The organism is Kitasatospora sp. NPDC005751 (assembly GCF_040630835.1).
In the GTDB taxonomy this organism is placed as follows: Bacteria; Actinomycetota; Actinomycetes; order Streptomycetales; family Streptomycetaceae; genus Kitasatospora.
This window is the reverse complement of the sequence record NZ_JBEXYC010000104.1, coordinates 1-10,792: the sequence shown is the minus strand read 5'-3', so window position 1 is coordinate 10,792 and position 10,792 is coordinate 1. Positions and strand designations below refer to the sequence as shown.

The 10,792-nt window shown below is 75.2% G+C and carries 11 protein-coding genes; 1 reads left to right on the top strand and 10 read right to left on the bottom strand.

Annotation, left to right across the window (positions count from 1 at the left end):
- Window positions 1–146 precede the first annotated feature (146 nt).
- From yidD to ABZ497_RS35705, 9 genes are all read right to left on the bottom strand, one after another.
- Complete coding sequence (yidD, locus tag ABZ497_RS35745; protein ID WP_352290897.1) at window positions 147–683, bottom strand: membrane protein insertion efficiency factor YidD; 537 nt, start codon at window positions 681–683, stop codon at window positions 147–149.
- Window positions 684–769: 86 nt separating this feature from the next.
- The gene (locus ABZ497_RS35740; RefSeq protein ID WP_359812038.1) at window positions 770–1,540 is read right to left on the bottom strand and encodes a hypothetical protein; all 771 of its coding nucleotides are present in this window, start codon (window positions 1,538–1,540) and stop codon (window positions 770–772) included.
- Window positions 1,541–1,658: 118 nt separating this feature from the next.
- Complete coding sequence (locus ABZ497_RS35735; RefSeq protein ID WP_359812035.1) at window positions 1,659–2,489, bottom strand: hypothetical protein; 831 nt, start codon at window positions 2,487–2,489, stop codon at window positions 1,659–1,661.
- A 254-nt stretch (window positions 2,490–2,743) separates the two neighbouring features.
- The gene (locus ABZ497_RS35730) at window positions 2,744–4,153 is read right to left on the bottom strand and encodes a family 2B encapsulin nanocompartment shell protein (protein ID WP_352290942.1); all 1,410 of its coding nucleotides are present in this window, start codon (window positions 4,151–4,153) and stop codon (window positions 2,744–2,746) included.
- A gap of 429 nt (window positions 4,154–4,582) precedes the next feature.
- Window positions 4,583–5,548, bottom strand: coding sequence for a hypothetical protein (locus ABZ497_RS35725; protein ID WP_359812032.1), 966 nt, complete (start codon window positions 5,546–5,548; stop codon window positions 4,583–4,585).
- A 161-nt stretch (window positions 5,549–5,709) separates the two neighbouring features.
- Window positions 5,710–6,606, bottom strand: coding sequence for a YwqG family protein (locus tag ABZ497_RS35720; protein WP_359812030.1), 897 nt, complete (start codon window positions 6,604–6,606; stop codon window positions 5,710–5,712).
- 130 nt (window positions 6,607–6,736) lie between these two features.
- Window positions 6,737–7,246 carry a hypothetical protein gene (locus ABZ497_RS35715; RefSeq protein ID WP_329491213.1) on the bottom strand — a complete coding sequence of 170 codons (510 nt, stop codon included), beginning with the start codon at window positions 7,244–7,246 and terminating at the stop codon, window positions 6,737–6,739.
- A gap of 190 nt (window positions 7,247–7,436) precedes the next feature.
- Window positions 7,437–8,870 (bottom strand): PLP-dependent aminotransferase family protein, encoded by a 1,434-nt coding sequence (locus ABZ497_RS35710; protein ID WP_329491212.1) that lies wholly within the window; start codon window positions 8,868–8,870, stop codon window positions 7,437–7,439.
- A 213-nt stretch (window positions 8,871–9,083) separates the two neighbouring features.
- Complete coding sequence (locus tag ABZ497_RS35705; RefSeq protein ID WP_352290892.1) at window positions 9,084–9,371, bottom strand: hypothetical protein; 288 nt, start codon at window positions 9,369–9,371, stop codon at window positions 9,084–9,086.
- 334 nt (window positions 9,372–9,705) lie between these two features.
- Here ABZ497_RS35705 and ABZ497_RS35700 point away from each other — a divergent pair, with 334 nt between their 5' ends.
- Window positions 9,706–9,981, top strand: coding sequence for a chaplin family protein (locus ABZ497_RS35700; RefSeq protein ID WP_329491210.1), 276 nt, complete (start codon window positions 9,706–9,708; stop codon window positions 9,979–9,981).
- A 121-nt stretch (window positions 9,982–10,102) separates the two neighbouring features.
- Here ABZ497_RS35700 and ABZ497_RS35695 read toward each other — a convergent pair whose 3' ends face one another.
- Window positions 10,103–10,594, bottom strand: a complete 492-nt coding sequence (locus ABZ497_RS35695; RefSeq protein WP_359812028.1) for a universal stress protein — start codon at window positions 10,592–10,594, stop codon at window positions 10,103–10,105.
- Between the last annotated feature and the right edge of the window lie 198 nt (window positions 10,595–10,792).

Here is a 10,792-nt window from a genome sequence, read left to right as displayed (position 1 = left end):
CGACGACACCTTCAAGGGTTCCGTCATCCCGGCGTTCTGACCGGCGGCCCCACCGGCACCGCCGAACCGCACGTCCACGACCGGGCCCCCGCCGCGGATCACCGTGATCCGCGCGGCCCCTGCGTCACCGCTCCTCGCGACGGGCCCTACCGCCCCGGCACCGGGTCCGCCCCGCCGCGGCGCGCCGTGCCCGGGCGGCAGCGGAGCAGCCGGCCGGCGGTCAGCCGCGCCCCGCGCACGGCGCCGTGCCGGTGCAGCGCCTGGACGGCATAGGTCGAACAGGAGGGCGTGTACGGGCAGCAGGCCGGTCGCCGGGGGCTGATCTCGCTCCGGTAGTACCGCACCGCCCCGTACAGCACGCCCGCCGCGAAGCCGGCCGGGGCGGGCGCCGACGGATCGGCGGCCGCGCCGCGCCGTCCGCGGCCGCCACCGAGGGCGAACCGCAGGCCCGCAGCCATCATCACCGGGACGAGCGCGATCAGGCACGGGTCCCCGAGGTCGCAGCAGTCGCAGGCGTCCGAGCAGTCGTTGTCGTTCTTCTTGCCCTTCTGCCGCTGGTACGCCCGCCACTCCTCGCGCTGCTTGCGGCGCCGGCGGCGCTCCTTCTCGGGCAGCCACCACCAGGCGACCTGGGGGCGTCGGGGCGGGTAGGGCGCGCCCTGCTGGGGCGGCGGGTAGGTCACGACTGACGATCCTCTCGATGCGCCCGACGGGACCGACCCCCGACGGCCGGATCAGATTATCGAAGGAACGCCGGTCCGCGTGACGCTCAGTCGCCACCGCCCAGGGTCGGGAACAGGTCGGTGAACGTCTGCGTGGTCACCGAGACGCTCCGGCCGAACGGATCGTCGAAGTCCCAGATCAGGAAGAGCAGGAAGGCGATCAGCGCGCTGAACGCCCCCGCCAGCAGCAACTCCCGCGGCGAGCGCCGGATCTGCAGCGCGAACACCATGCCGACGGTCACCACGGCTCCGACGATCAGGCCGAACCAGACCACGCCCGGCATGGTCGGCCCGGCGTTCTGGCCTCGGGCGCTGCGGGCGTCGTCGACGGTGCTGATCCGGTCCATGATCGGCTGGTAGGCCTGGGCCTCCAGATCGCTGGCCGGCGTGCGGGTGGCGACGTCCGTGCGGAGCTTGTCGAGTAACTCGGTGCCGCGCTCGGAGATCTCGCCGTGCTCGCGCATGTACGTCCACTCGGTGTCGACCACGTAGGAGACGTAGGCGTCCACATCGGCGCGGACCTTGTCGCGGAACTCGACCGGGTAGATCTGGGCGCGCTCGCTCACCTCGTGCAGCGACTGCGCCTCGCGCGCCACGTCGTCCTGGGCGGCGCCGCGCGCCTCCCAGACGCCGGCGATGGCCAGGCCGAGCACGATCGCGTAGACCACGCCGATCATCATCGTCATGTACTCGATGACGTCGGGCGTCTCGTCGGTGTCCTCCTCCTGACTGACCCTGCGGTGCCTCAGCAGCACCACCGCCACCACGACGGCGCAGGCCGCCGACATGGCGATGGCCAGCGCCAACCACTCGGACATGGGAACTCCCTTCTTCAGCTCGGGTTCTCTGTATCGGGCCCGGCCGTCACCCGTTCACCCGACGACCGGGCGGTCGAAGGCGGCCGGCCGGGTCGGGCCGCCTCGGGGGCCGGGCGCCTCAGGAGCGGCCGGAGCCGCCCCGGCCGGACCGGCCGCGCGGGCGCAGGGCCGCCGCGGCGAGCACGGCGGGCACGGTGACGAGCAGCATCGTCCGGGTCGGCGAGCTGCCGTGGTGGCGCTCCGGAGCGGGCACCGGCGGGGCCGCCAGCGGCACCCGGACGGGCTTGACCACGGGCCGCGGCTTCGCCTCGACGACCGCCGGGCTCGGCGTGGCGGTCGGCGAGGGCGGCTCGGGCGCGGGGGCCGGTGGCACGACCGGTGCCGCGGTCGGCTTCGGCGTGGGCTTCGGCACGGGCCTGGTCGACGCGGGCGGCGGGGTGGGCCTCGGCGTCGGGGCGGGCGGCGGCACCGGCGCGGGGGTCGGCGTCGGGGTGGGCTTCGGCTCCGGTGTCGGCGGGTGGATCGGCGTCGGGGCGGGGGTGGGAGTCGGCGTCGGAGTGGGTGTCGGCGTCGGACTCGGCTTGGGCGTCGGGGTGGGGCTCGGGCACGGGTGGTGGTGGTGCCAGGGCGGGTGACTGGGCTTCGGGTGCGGACCGGGGTGGTGCAGCACTCCGGAGAGGTCGACCGAGAGGCCCACCTCCACGTCGACATCGACATCGACGCCCACGCCACCTCGGCCGACCGACACCGAGACGTCCGTGCCGGTGGAGACACAGGTCTCGACGACCGGCCCGTGCGGGTCGCCCCCGCCGTGGTGCCCGGGGGTCCGGGCGGCACCGGCCGCGCCGCTCAGCAGCGCGCAGAGGGCGGCCACCCCGGCCGCCGCGCCGGCCAGCCGGGCCCGGCGCCCGGAAGCGCCCTTGCTCACGACGACCAGGTCTGCGGTCACGACGGCCCGTCCACCGGTATCCGCCGTGCCCGCCGGGGCTGCGCCAGGGGCTCCATGTATCTCTCGCATCGTCAGGAGGTCCGCGTTCGTGGGGAGTTGTCCTCGTCGGGAGTCGGCCCCGTCCTGGAGCCCGGTCGGCGCCGGGAGGGGCGACATCGGACGGCCCGCCCTTGAGGGGCGGGCCGTCCGACGTCAGGTGAAACGATCTTGCGGCGGGCCGGTTACGGCCCGCCCGCGCCCGATCGGGCCGTTGTTCAGTGGCGACCGTGTGCGATCTCGACGTTCTCCAGGACGCCGACCGCGTCCGGCACCAGGATCGCGGCCGAGTAGTAGGCGCTGACCAGGTACGAGATGATCGCCTTCTCGCTGATGCCCATGAAGCGCACCGAGAGGCTCGGCTGGTACTCGTCCGGGATGCCGGTCTGGTGCAGGCCGATGACGCCCTGGTTGTCCTCGCCCGTCCGGATCACCAGGATCGAGCTGGTGTTCTCCTTGGTGATCGGGATCTTGCTGCACGGCAGGATCGGTACCCCGCGCCAGGCCGGCACCTGCTGCCCGCCGAGGTCGACATGGTGGGGGTAGAGCCCGCGGGAGTTCAGCTCGCGGCCGATCGCCGCGATCGCGCGCGGGTGGGCGAGCAGGTAGTCGGGGTCGCGGCGGCGGCTCAGCAGTTCGTCGAGGTCGTCCGGGGTGGGCGGGCCCGAGTGGGTCTGGATCCGCTGCGAGAAGTCGGCGTTGTTGAGCAGGCCGAACTCCGGGTTGTTGACCAGCTCGTACTCCTGGCGCTCGCGCAGCGCCTCGATGGTCAGCCGGAGCTGGTGCTCGGTCTGGTTCATCGGCTGGTTGTAGAGGTCGGCGACCCGGCTGTGCACCTTCAGCACCGTCTGGGCGACGCTCAGCTCGTACTCGCGCGGCTTCAGCTCGTAGTCCACGAAGGCGCCGGGCAGCTCGTACTCGCCGTGGTGGCCCGCCGACATGGCGATCTCGGCCTCACCGCGCTCGTTCTGGCGCTGGAGCGGCAGGGCCAGGAACTCCTCCAGGTGCCGCTGGAGCGCGGGCGAGCCGTCCCGGATGGCCTGGAACTCGCGCCTCGGCAGCGAGAGCACGGTGCCGGCGGTCACCGTGGTGGCGGTGAACTCCCAGACGGCGTCCGGGTCGAGCACGGCGTGCTCGCCGAAGCGGTCGCCGTCGCCGAGCACGCCGACCACCGTCTCGTCGCCGTACTTGCCGGTGCCGATCTGGTTGATCTTGCCGTGGGCGATCAGGTAGATGCGGTCCGCCTCAGTGCCCCGCTCGGCCAGCACCTCGCCGGGGCCGAAGTCGCGCTGCTCGCAGCGGTCGGCGAGGGCCGTCAGCACCCCGTCGTCGTCGAAGCCGCGCAGCAGGGCGAGCTCCCCGAGCTCACGGGGGATGACCCGGACCTCCGAGCCGGTCTTGATGAACTCCACCCGGCCGTCGCCGACGGTGTAGGTGAGCCGGCGGTTCACCCGGTAGGCGCCACCGGCGGCCTGGACCCAGGGGAGCACCTTGAGCAGCCAGCGGGAGGTGATCTCCTGCATCTGCGGTGCGGACTTGGTGGTGGTGGCGAGGTTGCGGGCAGCGGCCGTCGTCAGGCTCGACTGCTGCGGTACCTGCTGCGTCTCCGGGTTCGTGTCCACCGGCATCGGCAGGGTCTCCTTCATCTGGTCAAGGTCACGCCGACCCGCCCCGGAGTCCGGGGACGGATCATCAGATACGCGTATGGGAAGGGGTGTTGGCGAGAGAGCGCGATGGTGTCCGCCCGCTCGGGGCGACCCACCGGGAACCCTAGATCACCCGCGCCCGGCCAAAGCCGTACGGCCCCAAAGCACCCCCCGATAGGGTGAATCTGATGCGCCTGGCGGTTGGAATCCCGCGCGTTCCTCCCACCGACCCCGGACTTGCTGTGCATGCGAATCGCCCGCCCACCGGAACGATCCCCTCCACCCGAACGGAGCGACGTGCGGGCCCGCGGGCCGCCGGGCGGCGCACGAGCGGATGGCACAGGTGTTCGCTCGTCGAACACCTGGCCAAGCGCCGGGTGGCGGCCCGTCGGACGCCCCGGCGGCGAACCGTCACCCGTCCTGCGCCGCGGCCCGCCGGTGGCGCCGGTGGCGGCGGTACCAGACCTCGCCGACCAGGACGGACAGCACGAGCAGGATGATCGACATCAGCGGCCACCGGCTGCCCGCGACCCGGATGTCGGCGAGCAGCAGCATGATCACCGCTCCCACCGGTAGGACCAGCGAGATCCCCGCCCTGATGGTGGCCGCGACGGTCGCCGGGTCGCTGCGACGACGGCGCCGCCGCAGCGCGGCCCCGGCGACGTCACCGCCGAAGTAGAAGTCGACGGCCCGGCCGCCGACCCGGTCGGTCGCCCGGGCGTAGGAGAAGCCCATGTAGGGCAGCCAGACCAGCGGCGCGACCAGCCCGATCAGGAAGACCAGCAGGACCAGCAGCCAGCCGCCGGCCGTCCGCCAGCGGGAGGGCGGCGGATCGGCCCCCTCACTGGTCAGCCCGAGCAGCCGGGCCATCCGCCGGAGCAGCGACCAGAGCCCGCGCCGCCGCCCGCCCGAGGGCCGGGGCGCGGTGTCCAGGGCGCGCCCGGCGGCCGCGACATCGGGGTAGGCGCCCTGGAGCACCAGGATCTCGGCGGCCCGGGGCCGGGCGGCCGGGTCCCTCCCGGCCAGGGCGGCGAGTTCGAGGAACAGCTGGGCCTGGGCCAGCAGCGCGGTGCAGAACGCGAAGGGGATGAGCACCATGAACGGCCCGCCGACGAAGGCGCCCTCGCTCTGACTCACCCGCCGGGCGTGCGTCACCGCCAGTCCGGCCAGCTCCTGCGGCGTCGCCTCCGGGTGGGCCGCCCGCAGCGCGGCGACCCGGCGGGCGGCCCGGGGGCCGCGGTGGCGGACGGCGAAGACGGCGAGGGTCTCGGGCAGCAGTGAGGGGTGGGCCCGGACCGAGCGCAGCAGCTCGCCGACCGGGGGCTCCGGGCCGTCGGGCGCCGCCGCGTCGAATGTCGCCGATCCCTCTGCTGCCACGTCCGTCCCACCGGTTCGGCGATCGGGGTCCGACCGCTCGGCCGGGCGGACCGGCGGTCGCGGGCGGGTGCCCCCACCTCTTCCAGCAGCCTAGTGGCGGCCGGGCGGCCCCGCCCGGGCAGCGGTGGCGGGCCCGCTCCGGGCGGCGTTCGCCGGCCCGCTCAGGCGACCTCGAAGCCGTGCCGAACGCGGTCGAAGCGGCCCGCCGCCAAGTCCTCGTCGGTGATCCAGAACGACACGTTGACGCACTCGCCCCAGTCCACCGCGAGGGCGCGGCTCCCGATCTGCAGCAGCGGCCGGTGCCCCGCCGGGCGGCCGGTGTCGGTGTCGCACCAGCCGAGCATCCGCACGCCGGGGGCGGCGAGGTGGTCGCGGAAGTCGGCGGCGAGGTCGAGGGCGATCATGAAGTCGTCGGGGAAGACGTTCTCCAGCTCGCGGTCCTGGTAGGAGGGCGCGGAGAGCCGCCACTCGGCCCGGACCTCGACGGCCGGGACGGCGGGGGTGCCCGGGCCGTCGGCCGGGGCCGGTCCGGGCGGTGCGCCCGCGGGCACGTGCAGGACCCGGCAGCCACGGCCGGTGAAGTCGGAGAGCCACTCGTCGTGGAAGAAGAGGAGCAGCCCGGCGGTCGGCAGCGGCCAGTCACCGCCCCGGCCGGTGGTGCGGAAGGCCTCCGCCAGGCCGGCGCAGTCGAGCTGGGCCAGCAGCTGCATCGGGCGCCCGGCGAACTCCGGCCACCCGGTGCCGGCCGGCAGGGCGGGCAGCCCGCCGAGCACCCCGGCCGGCGGACCGTCGCCCCCGGCGGCGAGCGCCAGCGAGGGCCGCATCAGGCCGTGGACCAGCGGAGCCGTCCGCTCGTCGGCCCGGGCCCGGATCGCCTCGGCGACACCGGGCGGGACGGGCAGCCCGCGTGGACCCGGCTCCCCCTGGTGGGCGGCGGACCGGCCCGGGGGGCCGGCCGCCCCGGCGGTCGTGCTCGCGGCTGCGGTCATGCGCGCGGGGAGGCCCGCGGGCGCGCTCGCGGCGGCGCGGTCGGTCGCGTCGGTCAGCGGTTCGGCCATGCGCGCAAGCCTGTCACGAGGGTCCGACAGCGCACGCGAAAGGCCCGTCAGGTGCCGGTACGGGGGCGGCCGGCACCTGACGGGGGACTGTGGGACGGGTGCCCGCGCGAGCGGGCCGGACCGGCCGGGGTCAGGAGCAGACGACCTCGTTGCCGGGGATGTCGAAGATGCCGGAGTCGGAGGCCGCGCCGGACTGGTACTCGTAGTAGAGGTACGTGTAGAAGTCGATCCGCGTGCCGGCGCCGCAGGCCGAGCCGGCCGCGATGTCGTAGGTCAGCGTCACGGTGGTGGAGGCCCCCGCCGCGACGGGCACGGTGTGGTGGACCAGGCCGCTGGTGCCGCCGGTGTCGCACGCGCTGACCGCCCCGCCGCAGGACGAGAAGGCGTACGCCAGACCGGGGACCTGGCTGGTCTGGTAGGTCGGCTGGACGGACTGGTAGACGAACCGCACGGGGGTGTCGTGCGGGTTGGTCAGCGTCAACGTCAGTGTGACCGCGGAGCCCGGGGTCGCCGTCGCCCGGTCGGAGCCGACCGTGAGCAGCGGCGTGTCCGCCTGGGCGGGAGCGGCCGAGAGGAGCAGACCGACGACGAGGGCCAGGATCGCAGCGATTCCGAGACGGCTCACATGTGTTCTGCGCATGACCAGTGAGCCTAGGCGGCACCGCCGGTCGTGGCACCGGCCTCCGCCCGGGCCCGTACCGGCATATGACAGCGGAGCGGACGCGGCGGGCCATTGACTACGCCACGACACCTCCCGCCACGGCCCTTCCCCTTACCCTCCGGCCCGCACCACCCACCCGGGGCCGGAGCGTGCGGGCCGGAGGGTGCGGTCAGAGCGGGGCGGGCAGGACGTCGCAGAGCGCGGCGACGGCCGCCTGGTAGGCGTGGTCGGCCGGCGTGGCGTAGCCGACCACCAGACCGTCCGCCACGGGCATCGCGTCCGGCCCGATCAGCGGGTGCCGGTAGTCCGCCAGCCCGTCCAGGGCCAGTCCCCGGTAGGCCGCCGCCTTGAGCACGGACCGCTCGGTGCCGGGCGCGAGCCGGAGCACCGCGTGCAGGCCGGCCGCGATCCCGGACACCTCGATGTGCGGCGCCCGCACGGCCAGTTCGGCCAGCAGGTGGTCCCGGCGGTCCCGGTAGCGCCGGCGCATCCGCCGCACGTGCCGGTCGTAGCCGCCCGACTCGATGAACTCCGCGAGCGTCAGCTGGTCGAGCGCGCTCGCCCAGGCCTCCCGCTCGCCCTTGACGGCCAGCACCCGGTCCACCAGCTGCTCGGGCAGCACCATCCAGCCGAGCCGCAGCGCGGGCGACAGGCTCTTGCTGACACTGCCGAGGTAGATCACCCGTTCCGGGTCGAGCCCCTGCACCGCGCCGACCGGGCGGCGGTCGTAGCGGAACTCGCCGTCGTAGTCGTCCTCCAGTACCAGCGCGCCGCTCCCGCGCGCCCAGTCGATCACCGCCGCGCGCCGGGCGGCGTGCAGCGGGCCGCCGGTCGGGAACTGGTGGGCCGGGGTGAGCAGCGCCGTGCGCACCGTCGGGTGCTCCGCGAGCGCGTCGATCCGCGCGCCGTCCTCGTCCAGCGGCAGCGGCAGCGTCGTCACCCCCGCCCTGGCCAGCAGCGCCCGGTGGAAGCCCAGCCCGTAGGCCTCGACGGCCAGCGGACCGGCTGCGGGGCCGCCCAGCACCGCGCCCGCGCCGTCGAACAGCAGCCGCAGCGCGTGGGCGAAGCCGGAGCAGACCACGATCCGCTCGGGGTCGGTGCGCACGCCCCGGGCCCGGGCCAGGTAGTCGGCGAGGGCGACCCGCAGCTCGCGGCGGCCCTGCGGGTCACCCGGGCCGAAGGCCTCGTTGGGCGCGGAGGTGAGCGCCCGGCGGCCGGCGGCGAGCCAGTCGGCGCGGGGGAAGGCGGAGGCGTCGGGGCGGCCCTGGATCAGGTCGTGGGCGGGCCGGCGCGACGGGGACGTCCGGCGGGCCCGGGTCGCGGCGACCGGCTCGGCCCGGTCGGCGACGGTGGTGCCGGAGCCCTGACGGGCGGTCAGCCAGCCCTCGGCGGCCAGCTCGGCGTAGGCGTCGGCGGCGGTGTTGCGGGCGATGCCGAGGTCGGCGGCGAGCGAGCGGTACGGCGGCAGCCGGGTGCCGGGGGCGAGCCGGCCGCTGCGGATCGCCTCGCGCAGGGCGGCCATCAGCGCGGCGCGGCGGCCGCCGGTGGCGGGCAGTTCGAGGTGCAGGTCACTGCCGGCCGGGCCGTCGGGCGGGCCGGCCACGAGCGTCGCCGTCGCCGGTGCCGCAGCCGTCGCTGCCGCCGCCGGGCGGGGTCTCGGCCCGGCCGTCGGGCGGGCGGGCTTCCGGGGGTGTGCGACCGGGGTGTCCGTCATGGTCCCGAACCCTATCGCCGGGTACGAACCGGCCCGAGGGCGGGCGGGTGGCACCGCCCCGCGGACCGGCTCGCGCCGGGGCCCAGCCGGAACCGGCCGGTCTCAGTCGATCCGGACCGAGTTGACGATGTAGGTGCGGACGTCGTTCCGGGTCCGCTCGGCGAGCGCCGAGTCGGTGGAGTAGGCGCTGACCGTGATCCAGATGTTCCCGGACTGCGGGACGCAGACGATGTGGGCGATCACGGCGGAGTTGCCGCCGATCACCTGGTAGTCGCCGTCGCCGGCGAGGTCCCAGACCTGGAAGCCCTGGCGCTGCAGCGCGCTCTGGGCCACGCCGAGACAGTCTCCGAGGGTGTCGTTCTTGGTGAAGGTACCCCAGTGCGCGAACATGCGGTCTCCCTTGCGTGGCGTGAGCCGTAGCGGGTCGTCGGGCGGTACGCCCCGGGGCCGTCGTACCGGCCCCGCGCATCGAGCATCGGACGGCGGACGTCCCGGACGCACGGGACCGGCGTCCCATCACGGCCCCGACCGCGGGCCGGGACAGCGCCCGGCCCCGGCCCCGGACCGGACCGGCGGCCCGGCGGTGCTCGCGCCCGATGCCCGCCGTTCGGGTGACGGCCGGCCGGCCCGGTTCCTGCATCCGAGTCGGATCGCAGCGCCGATCGGGTGGCACTCCGGTCGGATCGTGTCCGGTTCAGCGTGTCGGCTGGCTATTCCTACCGGCATGACCAACACCAGGAAGTACCTGCTCGCCGCCGGTCTCACCGCCGCGCTGGCCGTCATATCCACCGGCCCCGCCTTCGCGGGGGACTGCGACGGGGTCGGGCACAGCGCCGCCGCCGCCGAGTTGTCCTCGGGCACCACCTGCGTCAACACCGGCGGTGCCTACGCCAGCGGCGTCGTCACCGGTTCGCCGGGGGTCCTCTCCGGCAACCAGATCCAGATCCCGATCAGCATCCCGATCAACATCTGCGGCAACGGCGTCAGCATCCTCGGCTGAGCGACCTCCCCACAGCCGGAAGGGCTGCGGTCCGGTCCCACCCGGATCGCAGCCCTTCCGCACGTCCGACTCCGCCGTCCGCCGGCCCCGCCCCTCCCCCTTACGGCACCACGGTCACCGGTCAGCGGCCCGCCTTCACCAGCCGGACCGCGACCGAGCCGATCACCCGGTGCCCGGCCTGCTCGGAGCCGCCGACCACCACGGCGTCCGCCCGCAGCTCGTCCGCCATCCGCGCGAGGCCCGCGAACGGGTCGCCCCGGAGGGTCAGGAAGCGCCAGTCCAGCCGCCAGACGTCGCTCAGCCGCCGCTCCGCCTCGCGCAGCGCCGCCAGCAGCTCGTCGGCGATCTCCTGCGTGGTCTCCCCGACGGCCGCGCCCGCGAGCGCGGTGGCCGCCCCGAGGACGGGCTGGACGTACGCCACCGCGAGGGTCGCGTTCTGCCGCCGGGCGAGACCGGCCGCGTAGGCGGTCGCCCGCCACGAGGACTCCGAGCCGTCCAGCCCCGCCAGGATCACCTTGGGCCCGTCGGTCCCCAGCTCGAACCCGGCGGGCGCGACCGCCGCCCCCGGCTCCTCGGCGCCGCCGACGGCCTCTGCATCGCTCTCGTTGCTCATGCCCAGAGGCTATGGCGGACACGACGGGTGAGCGGACGGGGCACGTCGGGTGAGGGCTGTGGTGCGCGCCACCCGACCCCCGACCCCCACCCCCCACGATCCGCACCCCCCGCCGACACCCCGTCACCCACCGTCGACGATGTGCCCGGCCTCACACCCCCAAACCTGTGGCCCGGACCACTCCCACCCCCTAAACGA